At 68.0% G+C, this 14,156-nt stretch carries 13 protein-coding genes; 4 read left to right on the top strand and 9 right to left on the bottom strand.

Features of this window, described 5'->3' with window-relative positions; all coding sequences use genetic code 11:
• Positions 1–9: 9 nt before the first annotated feature.
• The 3 genes from MVF96_RS22595 to MVF96_RS22585 all read right to left on the bottom strand — a co-directional run bounded on the left by MVF96_RS22595 (position 10) and on the right by MVF96_RS22585 (position 2,707).
• Positions 10–537: a DUF1697 domain-containing protein gene (locus tag MVF96_RS22595; protein WP_247450575.1), complete on the bottom strand. Its 528-nt coding sequence runs from the start codon at positions 535–537 to the stop codon at positions 10–12.
• On the bottom strand, positions 534–1,823 hold the full coding sequence (locus MVF96_RS22590) for a DUF4185 domain-containing protein (protein WP_247450574.1): 1,290 nt from the start codon (positions 1,821–1,823) through the stop codon (positions 534–536). The genes MVF96_RS22595 and MVF96_RS22590 overlap by 4 nt, the downstream gene beginning before the upstream one ends.
• A 116-nt stretch (positions 1,824–1,939) precedes the next feature.
• Entirely contained in the window at positions 1,940–2,707 is a 768-nt protein-coding gene (locus tag MVF96_RS22585; RefSeq protein WP_065629432.1) for a methyltransferase domain-containing protein, read from the bottom strand.
• A gap of 59 nt (positions 2,708–2,766) precedes the next feature.
• Here MVF96_RS22585 and rnhA point away from each other — a divergent pair, with 59 nt between their 5' ends.
• From rnhA to MVF96_RS22570, 3 genes are all read left to right on the top strand, one after another.
• Positions 2,767–3,261, top strand: coding sequence for a ribonuclease HI (gene rnhA, locus MVF96_RS22580; protein ID WP_165629395.1), 495 nt, complete (start codon positions 2,767–2,769; stop codon positions 3,259–3,261).
• Positions 3,258–4,169: a D-isomer specific 2-hydroxyacid dehydrogenase family protein gene (locus MVF96_RS22575; protein WP_068971453.1), complete on the top strand. Its 912-nt coding sequence runs from the start codon at positions 3,258–3,260 to the stop codon at positions 4,167–4,169. Before rnhA ends, MVF96_RS22575 begins: the two co-directional genes overlap by 4 nt.
• Positions 4,170–4,246: 77 nt before the next feature.
• Positions 4,247–5,038 (top strand): SDR family oxidoreductase, encoded by a 792-nt coding sequence (locus tag MVF96_RS22570; protein ID WP_068971452.1) that lies wholly within the window; start codon positions 4,247–4,249, stop codon positions 5,036–5,038.
• Positions 5,039–5,052: 14 nt separating this feature from the next.
• Here the strand turns inward: MVF96_RS22570 and MVF96_RS22565 are convergent, their stop codons facing one another.
• Positions 5,053–5,751: a hypothetical protein gene (locus MVF96_RS22565; RefSeq protein WP_068971451.1), complete on the bottom strand. Its 699-nt coding sequence runs from the start codon at positions 5,749–5,751 to the stop codon at positions 5,053–5,055.
• Between the two features lie 45 nt (positions 5,752–5,796).
• On the opposite strand from MVF96_RS22565, the gene MVF96_RS22560 reads away from it, so the two are divergent.
• A complete protein-coding gene (locus MVF96_RS22560) occupies positions 5,797–6,369 on the top strand; it encodes a YdeI/OmpD-associated family protein (RefSeq protein ID WP_165629396.1) in 573 nt (190 codons plus the stop codon).
• Between the two features lie 333 nt (positions 6,370–6,702).
• On the opposite strand, the gene MVF96_RS22555 is transcribed toward MVF96_RS22560, so the two are convergent.
• The 5 genes from MVF96_RS22555 to MVF96_RS22535 all read right to left on the bottom strand — a co-directional run bounded on the left by MVF96_RS22555 (position 6,703) and on the right by MVF96_RS22535 (position 14,129).
• Complete coding sequence (locus MVF96_RS22555; RefSeq protein ID WP_078112596.1) at positions 6,703–8,622, bottom strand: ABC transporter ATP-binding protein; 1,920 nt, start codon at positions 8,620–8,622, stop codon at positions 6,703–6,705.
• Positions 8,619–10,352 carry an ABC transporter ATP-binding protein gene (locus MVF96_RS22550; protein WP_078112597.1) on the bottom strand — a complete coding sequence of 578 codons (1,734 nt, stop codon included), beginning with the start codon at positions 10,350–10,352 and terminating at the stop codon, positions 8,619–8,621. The genes MVF96_RS22555 and MVF96_RS22550 overlap by 4 nt, the downstream gene beginning before the upstream one ends.
• A gap of 132 nt (positions 10,353–10,484) precedes the next feature.
• Complete coding sequence (locus MVF96_RS22545; protein WP_058253785.1) at positions 10,485–11,294, bottom strand: family 1 encapsulin nanocompartment shell protein; 810 nt, start codon at positions 11,292–11,294, stop codon at positions 10,485–10,487.
• 58 nt (positions 11,295–11,352) lie between these two features.
• Positions 11,353–12,357, bottom strand: a complete 1,005-nt coding sequence (locus MVF96_RS22540; protein WP_247450572.1) for a Dyp-type peroxidase — start codon at positions 12,355–12,357, stop codon at positions 11,353–11,355.
• A 98-nt stretch (positions 12,358–12,455) separates the two neighbouring features.
• Positions 12,456–14,129: an FAD-binding dehydrogenase gene (locus tag MVF96_RS22535; protein WP_247450570.1), complete on the bottom strand. Its 1,674-nt coding sequence runs from the start codon at positions 14,127–14,129 to the stop codon at positions 12,456–12,458.
• Positions 14,130–14,156 lie beyond the last annotated feature (27 nt).

The following is a 14,156-nucleotide window of genomic DNA, read 5'->3' as shown; positions in this document are numbered from 1 at the left end:
GGGCGACACTCAGGGGCCGGCGAGTTCCAGCAGTGTGCGCACGGTCCGCAGGTTGCGGCCGGTGCCCTGTACACCCAGGCCGCGCGCGATGACCGGTGCGGTCAGGGTCGATCGTCCGGCCCCGTCGGCGTAGCGGATGTGCAGGTCGGACCCGAGGACGCGGACCACATCGTCGCCGAAGTCCTTGCGTTGGAACGCGGCCACCTTGTCGCGCGCCGGTTCGCCGGTCAGGAAGTAGACGTAGGAGTATTTGTCGTCGACGACGTCGAACGGATGCGCCTCGAGCGCGGCCCGGACCTGTTCGGGCGAGCGGCTGATGACCTCCCGGAACCAGCCGTAGCGATCCTGCAGCGCGGTCTCGAGCGCGCGGTCGAACCGCTCGGGGTCGGCGGGCGGCGAACAGATCAGGTTCCCCGACGCGATGTAGGTGGAGACCTCCGTTGCCCCGAGATCGGCTGCCAGCTCGCGTAATTCGGCCATGGGTAGTTTCGCGCCGCCGACGTTCACCGCGCGGATCAGCACGATGCGCCGGCTCACGAACGTACCTTCGACAGGTCGGTCCGAACCAGCATCACGTTGTAGTCGTCCCACCGGGAGGCGACGAAGTAGAGGTCCTTGCCCGACGATCGAGGGTGGATGTAGGGCGTGTACAGACCGCTGGACTGCTTGTGCGAGACGAGCACCCGCTCGCCGCTCCACGGACCCACGGGTGACGGCGACGTGCGCATCACGATCGTCCCCGACCGCTCGGTCAGCATGATGAACCGGCCGAGGAATGCGTTGTACGCCACGGACATCTCGCTGACCGGGCCGGCGACGATCGGCGTGGCCTCGGCCGGATTCGACGACCAGCCCGTGCCGCCGCGAAAGTACTGGTACCGGTCGAGGTTCAGGATGTCGGCGGGGCGGAAACGGGCCACGTGAGCAGAGCCGAAACGCCCATTCGGGGTGCCGTACTGATAGATGTACTCGCCACTCCGAAGGAAGGCGCCCATCTGGAACCGGTTGTGGCCACGCGTCACCTGGGGGACGCCCGGGATCGTCAGGTCGGCATTCCAGCGAAGGGTGTTGTTGTCGACGGCCCAGGTCTGACCGTTGTTGTGCGACACGGCGATTCCCGAATAGTTGGTGTTCCAGCGGCCTGGGCCAAGCCACCGGTGGATCGACATGAAACTGACGAACTGCGTGCCGTTGATAGAGATCCCGCCGGTGGGAATCCGCCCGACCTCGATGTTGCGCACCCCGACCGCGTTGAACATGGGTTGCGCCCACGTCGGGTGGGCCGGTGTCACCGAGGCGCCCGACCGGACCGATCCGGGTACGGCGTTCGGGAAACGGATTCCTTTGGCGAGGTCGGAAGTCGCGTCGCTGCGCAACATCGTGTTGTGCTTCCAGGCCATCTGTCCCGCGCATCTGCCCCAGGTGTCACCGAAGGCCATCAGGATCTGACCGGAGCCGTTGTCCCACGGCACGCCGACGTCGGTCGCGGTGATGCCGAAACGGGTGTCGGTGCGGGCGGGACTTCGGGGACCGGTCACCCAGGAGATGGCCTTGCTGGCGCCGGTGAGCTTCGGGAGCGGTCCCTGCGGCTTCTTCCCATCCGCCCGATAGCTGCCGAAGTCGAGACTGCCCCAGCCGAGCTCGCTGGAGCCCGAACTGCCGGTGCTGCCGACATCGCCCCCGGTGATGCCGGTGGCGTTGCAGACCGCGGCTTCGGCGGGTGCGGACCCAGCGGCGAGCAGGCCGCCCGTGAGGGCGGCGATCGCGACGGCTGCGAGCACGCGGCGGACCGGGCGCAGACGAATCCGGCTGCGTCGACGCATGGATGTACCCCCTGGGAGATGACAGGTGGTGTCAGTGTTGCAGAAGTGTCAGCTGGGAGAAGCGTCGATGCCGAACCGAAGCTGGTGCGTGACCCTTCGGGGCGACGGGGTGCGGATCAGCGGCGGGTGGCCACCGCGAACGTACGGCGGAAGGGCAGGACCGTGCCCCATTCGCGTCGGGGATAGGCCTCGGCGAGGCGTTGCTTGAGATCGGCGACGAACTGCACCCGGAGTTCGTCGGACAGCGCCTGCATGTACGGGCGGGCGCCGGTGCCCGACATCCAGTCGAACACCGGGTCCTGGCCGTCGAGCACGTGGAAGTAGGTCGTTTCCCAGGCGTCGGCGTGGTAACCGCGGTCGGCGAAGAACTCGAGGTACATCTCGGCGTCGAGTCGAGGGAGCGCCCGCAGGTCGCCGAAGGCCCCCAGGTACGGCTCGGTCGCGGCGAGATCGGCGAGGGCGGAGTGGGTGGGGGAGTCCGTGTTGTTGGGTACCTGCAGAGCGAACGCGCCTCCGTCGGTGAGGTGGTCGAGCAGTCGGTCGATGACGTCGAGGTGGTCGGGCACCCACTGGAACATCGCGTTGGAGATCATCAGGTCGACCGGCCGGTGAGGCGTCCACTGCGAGACGTCGGCGGCGTCGTAGTTGGCATGCGGATCCGTGTTGTCGCGGATCGCGCGATCGACCATCTCCGCCGAATCGTCGATGCCCAGGATCTCCGCCGACGGCCAGCGTGCCCGAAGGTGCTTGGTGAGATGACCCGGTCCGCAACCCAGGTCGATCACCGACAGCGGGTTGGTCGGGATCTGTGCGATGAGGTCGAGAAACGGACGCGCACGGACGTCAGCGAACTGCAGATAGCGTGTCGGGTCCCACACAACCATGACTCCACCCTAACCGTGAGCCTGCGATCGGGGGTCGCGGCTGCCGTAGGCTTCCCTGCGTGACAGCTTCCGCGAACCAGGCAATCGACGGCTCCTCCGCAGATCCGGCGGCCGGCTCGGCCGTCGTCGAGATCTCGACCGACGGTGCCTGCCTGGGCAACCCGGGCCCGGGTGGCTGGGGCGCGGTGCTTCGATACAAGGGCACCGAGAAGCGGATCTCCGGGTCGGAGCCGGATACGACGAACAACAAGATGGAGCTCACGGCCGCCATCGAAGGCCTGGCGGCACTGACCAGGCCGTCGACCGTCATCATCTACACCGATTCGACCTACGTGCGCAACGGCATCATGAAGTGGGTCAACGGTTGGCAGGCGAACGGCTGGAAGACCAAGGATCGCAAGCCGGTCAAGAACGCGGATCTCTGGCGTCGTCTGGTCGAGGAGGAGAAGCGACATCAGGTGGAGTGGCGCTGGGTCAAGGGGCATGCCGGCGATCACTTCAACGAGATCGCCGACGAACTCGCGACCACCGCGGCTCGATCGGTGGCCCGATGACGCCGGTGGCGGTGGCCGTCGAACCCGTCCGCGACGAGCATCTGGTCGCCGCGATCGAAGGTGCGGGCGGCCGGATCGTCGGTCTCGACGACGCCCGGGTGCTGGTGTGGATCGGGCCGCCCGGGGAGTTCCCGGAACTGCCGGACGCCGTCGAATGGGTGGCCCTCAAGACCGCGGGGATCGAGGATTTCGTCGCCGCCGACGTACTCGACGACCGTCGGATCTGGACCAATGCGTCCGGCTTCTATGCCGAGAACGTCGCCGAACACGCACTGGCTCTGCTCCTCGCCGGGCTCCGGCAGATCAACACCGCCGTCCTGCGCCACTGGGACAAGGAGCGGATCGACACCGCGGTCCGGTCGCTGCACGGTTCCACGGTCGCCATCGTCGGAGCCGGCGGGATCGGCGCCTCCCTCGCTCCGCGTCTTCGGGCATGTGGCGCTCGCGTCGTCGCGGTGAACCGGTCCGGGCGCGAGGTGCCCGGCGCGCACGAGGTCCGACGGTCGGATGAGTTGGATCAGCTGTGGGGGACGTTCGACCACGTTGTGCTGGCCGCGCCGTCGACGCCGGAGACGCGGCACATGATCAACGCCGAGAGCCTCGCCGCACTACCCGCACACGCGTGGGTGGTGAACGTCGCGCGCGGGCCCCTTGTCGACGAGGAGGCGCTGCACCGCGCGCTGGTCGACGGGCAGATCGCGGGGGCGGCGCTCGACGTGACCGATCCGGAACCGCCCGCCGACGACCATCCGCTCTGGTCGCTTCCGAACGTGATCATCACCCCGCACGTCGCCAACCCGGCGTCGGGTCTGACGCGTGAGCTCGCGCCGTGGGTCGCCGAAAACCTGCGCCGATTCGTCGCGGATGAGGAACTCCTGTCCGTGGTGACCACGAACCGCGACTACTGAGCCCGGGTGACCTGCCGGTTTCGGCCGATTTCTAGAACACGTTCTCGTTTTGTGCCTCGCCGTGGCATGGTCGACGGGTGATTCTCGACAGATTCCGGATAGACGACCAGGTGGCCATCGTGACCGGCGCGAGCCGGGGACTCGGGGCGGCGATCGCGGTCGCCTTCGCCGAGGCAGGCGGCGACGTGGTGATCGCGGCCCGCAGTGAGTCCGACCTCGCTCAGGTCGCCGAGCGCATCCGTGCGGCCGGCCGACGGGCGCACGCCGTCGCCGTGGATCTCGCCGATCCCGACGCCGCGGCGGCACTCGCTCAGACCGCGGTCGATGAGTTCGGTCGCCTCGACACCGTGGTCAACAACGTCGGCGGTGCGATGCCGCGGCCGTTGTTCGACACCAGTCCCAAGCACCTGCGGGACGCCTTCGACTTCAACGTCGGCAACGCGCACGCGCTGGTCGTCGCCGGCGCCAAACAGATCCTCGCGACCACGGGCCAGGGGTCGATCATCAACATCACCTCCGCGGTCGGCCGCGTGCCCGGACGCGCCTATGCCGCCTACGGCACCGCGAAAGCCGCTCTCGCGCACTACACCCGCATCGCGGCGATGGATCTGAACCCGAAGATCCGGGTCAACGGCATCGCTCCCGGCGCCATCCTGACCTCGGCGCTGGAGATCGTCGCCGGCGACGAAGGGATGCGCACCGAGGTCGAGACCTCCACGCCGTTGCACCGCCTCGGTGATCCGGAGGACATCGCCGCGGCGGCGCTCTACCTGGCGTCGCCCGCCGGTGCGTATGTCACCGGCAAGATCCTCGAGGTCGACGGCGGGATCATCGCGCCCAACCTGGATCTCCCGATCCCGGACCTCTGATCGGCCCGGAACGTTCAGTCCGAGCCGCGCTCCAGCGCGCCGGCGATCTGCTGTTCGAGATGTGCGGCCGCCACCCGGGGAACGTCGATGATGCCGTCGAGCTCGGCACGGACCTTCTTGTAGGCGGCCTGCCTCTCGGCCGGCGTGGCGCCGGTGTCGGCGGCGACGTTGATGAGTTTGCGTGCCCGGTCGAGTGCCTCGCGTTCGATGGGGGAGAACCCGGTCTGCTTGCGACGCCGCGCTTCTCGCTCGGCAGCGTCGAACGCGGCGGCGTAGTCGCCGACCGCATCGCGGTACTCGGCGAAGTCGGCTGCGGACATGGAGGCCTCGGCCGTGCCGACGGCGGCGGAATCCGATTCGGGCCGTAGATCATCCGCGCGGACCCGGGCCCGGTGGAAGGCGAGCGTCAACGGTTCGCGCATGTCGGTCATCAGCGGGTACTCGATCAGTGTGGCGAGATCGAGTTCGTAGGCGAACCACTTCTCGTTGAGCGCGTCGTGCTGCTTGCGGACCCGGCGCAACTGGTCGGCCGAGGTCGTCGTGAGCTTCAGCTGTTCGGTCTGGGCGTTCGCCTTGATCCGGGCGAGCTCGATCTTGTCCTTGCGTCGCTTCTCGTTGTACTTGCCGATCGAACCGGCCCACCCGCCGACGACCGCGCCGACCGGGAAGATCAGCCACCAGTAGCTCTCGGCGAAGTCGACGATCTCGTTCACGGCTCAACTGTACCGAGAGAAGGCCGAGGTCATTAGGGTGAACACATGGCCGACCCGGACGCGCCGAAGCTCAGCCTCGACACCGTCGAGGCCTGGCGAGAGTGGTTGCGCGACAACCACGAGACTTCGCCGGGGGTGTGGCTTGTGTTCTGGCGCAGGGGTTCGGGCCGGGAACCGCTCGACTACGACGAGTGCGTGCGCGAAGCGCTGTGCTGGGGGTGGATCGACGGTCACACCCGTGTGATCGACTCCGACCGCCGCGGCATGTGGTTCACCCGGCACGGTCGCAACAGCGGATGGTCGGCGTCGAACAAGGCGCGGGTCGCCGACCTCGCGGCCGCCGGCCGCATCCAGCCCGCCGGGCAGGCCGTCATCGACGACGCTCAGGTCCGCGGCCTGTGGACGCTGTTCGACGACGCCGAGGCGCTCATCGAATCCCCCGAACTCGCCGCCGCCCTCGACGCCGATCCCGTCGCGCGGGCCAAGTGGGACGCGTTCCCGCCGAGCGCGCGCAAGTTAGGACTGTCGCAGCTCGCCCTGGCGAAGCGGCCGGAGACCAAGACCAAACGCATCGCCACCATCGTCGAACGGGCGGCGCGCAACGAGCGGCCGGCGTGACCCTTCGTGACGCGCCCTCCGCAAGCTCCGGGCGCTCCTCAGGGAGCGGGGTGGGGGACGCGCTTTTCTTGCTCCCTGAGGTGCGAGCGAAGCGAGCCTACTTGTGCTCCCTGAGGTGCGAGCGAAGCGAGCCACGAAGGGCTCGCAAGGTGCCTCACCAGGCCCTTCGTGGCTCGTCGCTATCGCTCCTCGCACCTCAGGGACCAATGGGTGTGTGGCGCTTTCGGATTAGCGAGCGGGGTGGGGACGCGCTTTTCCTGCTCCCTGAGGTGTGAGCGAAGCGAGCCTCCTTGTGCTCCCTGAGGAGCGAGCTTGCGAGCGTCACGAAGGGTCTCAGCCCGCCTCGATGGCCCCGGTGAACTGGCTTTCGTACAGCCGGCAGTAGGCGCCGCGGGCGGCGAGCAGTTCGTCGTGGTTGCCCTGCTCGACGATGTGCCCGTCCTCCATGACGACGATGACGTCGGCGTCGCGCACCGTGGAGAGCCGGTGCGCGATGACGAAACTCGTGCGATCCGACCGCAGATTGGCCATCGCCTTCTGGATGAGCAGCTCGGTGCGGGTGTCGACGGAACTCGTCGCCTCGTCGAGGATGAGGATCGTGGGCCGGGCGAGGAAGGCCCGCGCGATCGTGATGAGCTGCCGCTCACCGGCACTGACGCCACCGCCCTCGTCGTCGAGCACGGTGTCATAGCCGTCGGGGAGTGTCCGCACGAAGTGGTGGACGTGACTCATCCGGGCGGCGTCGAGCACCTCCTCTCGCGAGGCGGTGGGGTCGCCGTAGGCGATGTTGTCGTAGATCGTGCCGCCGAACAGCCACGAGTCCTGCAGCACCATACCGGTGCGCTCGCGTAGGTCGTCGCGCGTCATGTCCGTGGAGTCGACGCCGTCGACCCGGATGACACCGGAATCGACGTCGTAGAACCGCATGATCAGGTTGACCAGGGTGGTCTTGCCCGCGCCGGTCGGGCCGACGATCGCGACCATGTGCCCGGGGCGCGCCACCAGGCTGAGATTCTCGATCAGCGGCTTGTCCTCGACGTACCGGAAGGAGACGTCGTCGAACTCGATGAGTCCCTTGTCCTCGGCGGGCGTCTTCGGATTCGCGGCGTCGGGCGACTGCTCGTCGGCGTCCAGGATGTCGAAGATCCGCTCGGCGGAGGCGACACCGCTCTGCATCAGGTTGATCATCGAACCGATCTGTGTCAGCGGCTGCGTGAACTGGCGCGAGTACTGGATGAACGCCTGCACCTCACCGAGACTCAGCGAGCCCGACGCCACGCGCAGACCACCGACGACCGCGACCGCCACGTAGTTGAGGTTCCCCAGGAACATGATTGTCGGCATGATGACGCCGGAGATGAACTGCGCGCGCCAACTCGACTCGTACAGTTTCTCGTTGCGTTCGTCGAAGGTCGCCTCGATCTCGCGCTGACGGCCGAAGGCGGTCACCAGCTCATGCCCGGTGAAGGCCTCCTCGACCTGAGCATTGAGCGCGCCCGTCGACGACCACTGGGCCGAGAAGTGCGGCTTCGAACGCTTCGCGATGATGCCGGTCGCGATGATCGCCAGCGGCACCGTGGCCACCGCGATGAGCGCCAGCAGCGGCGAGATCCAGATCATCATGATCAGCAGCGCGATCACCGTCAGCACCGAGTTGGCGAACTGGGAGATGGTCTGTTGCATGCTCTGCGACAGGTTGTCGAGATCGTTGGTCACCCGGCTCAACAGCTCGCCGCGCGGCATCGTGTCGTAGTAGCGCAGCGGCAGGCGATGCACCTTGGCCTCGACGTCGTCGCGGAGCCGGCGGATGGTGCCGACGACGACGATGTTCAGCAGGTACCCGGCGAGCCAGGCGAGCGCCGAGGACACCACATACAGCACGAGGGTGATCAACAGCACGCGACCGACGGCGCCGAAATCCACTCCGACGCCGGGGGTCACGTCCATCGACGAGACCATGTCGGCGAACGTGTCGTCTCCGCTCTCGCGGAGCCCGGCCACCGCCTGTTCCTTGGTGAGCCCCTCGGGCAGGGTGCGGCCGATCACGCCGTCGAAGACGAGGTCGGTGGCGTAACCCAGCACGCGGGGCGCGATCGCGATCAGCACGACCGAGCCGACCAGCGACGCGAGGGTGACCGTCATCAGCAGTCGGTACGACGCGAGCTGTGCGACAACGCGTTTGACCGACGGCCAGAACGAGCGAGGCTTGGATTCGGGTCCGGCCGCCATCGGCGGGCCTCCGGGCCGGGTCATGAGCGCTCCTCCATCGCCATCTGCGATTCGACGATCTCGGCGTAGGTCGGGCACGACTGCCGCAGGTCGTCGTGGGTACCGAGCCCGACGACCCGGCCGCGATCGAGCACGACGATCTGCTCGGCGTCGACGATGGTCGAGATGCGTTGCGCCACGACGATGACCGCGGCGTCGCGGGTGGCGGGGCGCAGTGCGGCGCGCAGCCGCGCATCGGTGGTCAGGTCGAGCGCGGAGAACGAGTCGTCGAAGAGGTAGATCGCGGGCCGCCGGATGAGGGCGCGTGCGATCGCCAGGCGCTGCCGCTGCCCGCCGGAGACGGTCGTCCCGCCCTGGGACACCTTGGTGTCCAGACCGTCGGGCATCGCGGACACGAAGTCCTCCGCCTGCGCGATGCGCAGCGCCTCCCAGATCTCGTCGTCAGTGGCGTCGGCCTTACCGTGCAGCAGGTTCGAGCGGATGGTTCCCGAGAACAGGTACGGCCGCTGGGGCACCAGACCGACGACCGACCGGAGCTCGTCGGGATCGAGCCGCTTGACGTCGGTACCGCCGACCCGGACCGTGCCGGAGGTCGTGTCGATCAGCCGCGGCACCAGCCCGACGAGGGTGGTCTTGCCCGACCCCGTCGAGCCGACGATCGCGGTCGTGGTGCCCGGCTCGACGCGGAAGTCGATGCCGCTCAACACCGGGTCGTCGGCGCCGGGATAGCGGAACTCGGCGGCATCGAACTCCACCGTACCGGGGTGGGTGGCGAAACCGACCGGTTCAGTCGGCGGATGGACCGAGGTGTCGGTGGCGAGGACCTCGGAGATGCGTTCAGCGCAGACCGCCGCGCGCGGGGCCATCATCGCCAGGAACGACGCCATCATCACCGACATCAGGATCTGCATCACGTAGCTCATCACCGCGGTCAGTGCGCCGATCTCCAGCGAACCGTCGGAGACCGCGTGCCCGCCGAACCAGATCACCGCGACGATGGTGACGTTGGTGATCACCATGACGACCGGGAACATCAGGGCCATCAACCGGCCGACGTGCAGGGTCGCGTCGGCGAGGTCGTCGTTGGCGACAGCGAAACGCTTGCGTTCGTAGTCTTCTCGCACGAACGCCCGCACAACCCGGATGCCGGTGATCTGCTCGCGCAGGACGCGGTTGACGTTGTCGATCCGTTCCTGCATCGCGCGGAAGCCGGGGATCATCTTCGCGATGATGGCCCCCATCGACACCCCGAGGATGGGCACCGCGATGGCGATGACCCAGGACAGGGCCGGCGCCTCCCGGACGCCCATGACGATCCCGCCGATACACATGATCGGCGCCATCACCAGGATCGCGCTGCTCATCACGATGAGCAGCTGCACCTGCTGGACGTCGTTGGTGGTGCGGGTGATCAGTGACGGCGCGCCGAACGTGCCGACCTCGCGTGCGGAGAAGGAGTTCACCCGATGCAGTAGGTCGCCCCGGATGTCGCGCCCGACCCCGAGCGCGGCGCGCGCGCCGAAGTACTGCGCGGTCACCGTCACGATGATCTGGGCGACGCTCACCAGCAGCATCCAGCCGCCGATGCGCAGGATGTAACCGGTGTCCCCGCGGGCGACGCCGTTGTCGATGATGTCGGCGTTGAGGCTCGGCAGGTACAGCATCGCGATGGTCGCCAGCAGTTGCAGCACGATGACGAGCGCGACGTTGATGCGGTACCGGGAGAGGTAGGTGCGGACGAGTCGGGTCAGCATCTGGCCGCCGGGAGGGAGGACCGGCCGGAGTTCACTGCGATCACCTGCGCCAGACTAGTTGCCGCTCGCAACGGACGCCGCCGAGTATCTGCCCACCGGGAATCCGCGCAGGCGGGGACCGCGGGCAGGTGCTCAGACGGTCGGCGGCTCGGTCAGCGCGACGGCTGCCTCGGCGGTGTGGGTGAGGAAGGTGAACGACTCCTGGAAGTACAGGTTCACCACGTCGGCGTCGTGTGAGTCGTAGCCGATGGACACGTCCTGGCCGATGGTCAGTTCGAAGTCGCCGCCGCGGGTGCTCATCACGAACGCGCCGCTGATCGCGGGCGCCCACACGATGTCGCCGGTGAACAGGCGCTGGATGTGTTCGAGGATCGGGTAGCCGTGGTTCGACGTCTCGTTGACCTGGGTGTAGGCCTCGGCCGACAGGGCCACCGCGTACGGACCGTCGACCGACGCCAGGCGCAATGTGCTCAGCGCCTGGCTGACCGCCTCCGGGTAGTCGCGCACGTCGGCGGGCAGCGGGATCGGGGTGGCGGCGGCCTCGGCGCGGATGCCGGTGATCGACGCCGCGGCGTAACCCTCGAAGATCGCCCGGTCCTCGGCGAGCGCGAGTTCGCGTGCGGCCTCCACGACCGGGTCCCAGTCGGAGTCTTTGGCGCCGCGGTCGACGTCGTCGATGGCCTCGCGGGACACCGTGAACGGGACCTTGAGTTCCACCAGCGACTGGGTGCGCCGCTGGAAGGCGGTGATCCCCTGCGACGGTGAGTCGATCTTGGTGCGATGTCCGAGCGTCACCGATGCGGTGTCGGAGCCGAGCGGCCCGGTCACGTCGACGAGGCGACGGCCCGCGACGTTGCGCTTGAAGGAGCGGGTCGCCTCCTCTTCGATCTCCGCCCAGGCCGCGTCGGAGATCGGTGCGAGTTCGCGATGCAGGTTGTTCATGGTGTCCTCCTGGTGCGGCCGGGTTGTGGCGGATGCGGTGGTCGGATGGCGGGTGTCGTCAGTGCAGTGACCCGATGCCCAGCGAGCCGTCGGAACGGGTTGTCGGGGCGGGGGAAGCCGTGGGTGCGGCGTCGGGCGCGGGTGGCAGGTCTTCGAGGAAGTCGAGTGTCGGGGTGAAGAACTGGGCCCCGGTGACCGCGGTGGTGAAGTCGAGGAGGCGGTCGTAGGTGCCGGGTGGGTCGCCGATGAACATCTTGCGCAGCATCTCCTCGGTGACGTCGGGCGCTGCCGAGTAGGCGATGTAGAACGTGCCGTTGACACCGGCACCCGAGACGTCGCCGTACGGCATGTTGTCCCGCACGACGTCGATCTCCTCGCCGTTCTCGTCCTCGACGACGTTCAGCGCGATGTGGGAGTTCGGGGGCTTCACGTCGTCGGCCATCTCGACGTTGTCGAGCTTGGTCCGCCCGATCGCGGCTTCCTGCTCCTCGGTGCTCAGGTCGTTCCACGACGACAGGTCGTGTATGTAACGCTGGATGGCGACGTAGCTGCCGCCCTCGAAGTCCGGGTCCTCCCCGCCGACCGTGATCGCGTCGATCGCCGCCTGTCCGATCGGGTTCTCGGTGCCGTCGACGAAGCCGATGAGGTCGCGCAGGTCGAAGTAGCGGAACCCGTGCACTTCGTCGACGACGGTGACCGCGTCCCCGAATGCCTCGGTGATCTTGGCGCCGAGTTCGTAACACAGGCCCATGTCGTCGGACTTGATGTGCACGAGCAGATCGGCGGGCGTCGCCGGGGCGGTGTGGACATCGCCCTCGTAGGGGACGAACGGCCGCAACGAGCGTGGTCGCGGGCCGGTGAACAGGCGGTCCCACGCCGCGGAGCCGATCGACACGATCCCGGCCAGTGCCGCCTCGGGAGCCCGCGAGGACACCGCGTTGTTCAGGCCGGGGATGTCTTCCAGCGCAGCGCGAACCGCGTCTTCACCGCCGTCGTCGATGGTGAAGACGAGGAAGATCGCCGACTTGGTCTTCCGCGTCAGGATCGTCTGGGGCACCGGCACGCTGAACACACTAGCCCATGCGTACAAACCGTGGGGCAGCAGATCGTGCCGCGAATGTATAGGGCAGGCAACCCTTTTCGACGCTGACCGGTGACGGGTCAGCGGCGCGTTGTGGCCCGCGCCACCGCCCGGCCGGCGGCGCGGCCGGAGAAGATGCATCCGCCGAGGAACGTCCCCTCGAGTGCGTTGTACCCGTGGACGCCACCGCCGCCGAAGCCCGCGACCTCGCCGGCGGCGAACAGGCCGTCGAAGGCGGTGCCGTCCGGCCGCAGGACCTGGGAGTCGAGATTGGTCTCGAGCCCGCCCAGGGTCTTGCGGGTCAGGATGTTGAGCCGGACCGCGATCAGCGGGCCGTGTTCGGGATCGAGCAGTCGATGCGGCTTGGCGACCCGAACGATCTTGTCGCCGACGAACTGTCGGGCATTGGTGATCGCCATCAGCTGTGCGTCCTTGGAGAACTTGTTGCCGATCTCGGCGTCGCGTGCGGAGATGATGCGTTCGAGGTGCGCGAGGTCGAGTTCGGGGCCGCGGGCGATCTTGTTCATCCCGGCGACCAGTTCCGGGAGGTTGTCGGCGACCACGAAGTCGACGCCGTTCCGCACGAAGGCATCGACCGGTCCCGCGGCGCCCTTCGCCAGCCGGCTCTTCGCGGCCAGTTTGACGTCTTTCGCGGTGATGTCGGGGTTCTGCTCCGAGCCCGACAGCATGAACTCCTTCTCCACGATTGTCTGGGTGAGGACGAACCACGAGTAGTCGTGACCGGCCGCCAGGATCGCCTTCATCGTCGAGAGGGTGTCGAAGCCGGGGAAGTTCGGCGGCGCGAGGCGGTTGCCGTTGGCGTCGAGCCACAGTGACGACGGGCCGGGGATGATGCGGATCGCGTGGTCGGGCCAGATCGGGTCCCAGTTGTGGATGCCCTCGGTGTAATGCCACATCCGGTCGCGGTTGACGATGTTCGCGCCGGCGGTCTCGCTGATCTCCAGCATCCGGCCGTCGACGTGCGCCGGGACGCCCGAGATCATCGTCTCCGGCGCGGGGCCGAGACGGTCGACGGGCCAGTTCTTGCGGATCAGGTCGTGATTGTGGCCGATGCCGCCCGAGGTGACGATGACCGACCCGGCACGGATCTCGAAGTCGCCCACCACATCCCGGTTCGACGCCTGGCCGCGTTCGGCGTCGGTCGGGGCGAGCGTGACACCCCGTACGCCGACGGCGGCGCCGTCGTCGACGATGAGCTCGTCGACGCGATGCCGGAACCGGAACTCGACGAGCCCGCGCTTCTCCGCCTCCAGGACCGGCTCGGCGAAGACCCGCACGACCTCGGGTCCGGTTCCCCAGGTGAGGTGGAAGCGGGGCACCGAGTTGCCGTGGCCGTCGGCGAACCCGCCGCCGCGTTCGGCCCACCCGACGATCGGGGTGATGCGCAACCCGAGGTCGTGAAGGTACTGCCGTTTCTCGGTGGCCGCGAAGTCCACGTAGGCGCGGGCCCACTGGCGCGGCCAGTAGTCCTCGTCGTCACGATCGAAACCGGCCGACCCCATCCAGTCCTGCAGGGCGAGATCCGCGGAGTCTTTGATGCCCAGCCGACGCTGCTCCGGCGTGTCCACCATGAACAACCCGCCCAGCGACCAGAATGCCTGCGCGCCAAGGTTGTTGCGATTCTCCTGGTCGACCACGACGACGCGGCGTCCGGCCTTGGTGAGTTCGTATGTCGCCACGAGACCCGCCAGTCCCGCGCCGACGACCACCGCGTCGGCCCCGTGCTCCGCCACCGCATCTCCTCACACCGCCAAAATGAC

This window comes from Gordonia hongkongensis (genome assembly GCF_023078355.1).
Classification (GTDB): Bacteria; Actinomycetota; Actinomycetes; order Mycobacteriales; family Mycobacteriaceae; genus Gordonia; species Gordonia hongkongensis.
This window is presented reverse-complemented; position numbering and strand designations above follow the sequence as displayed.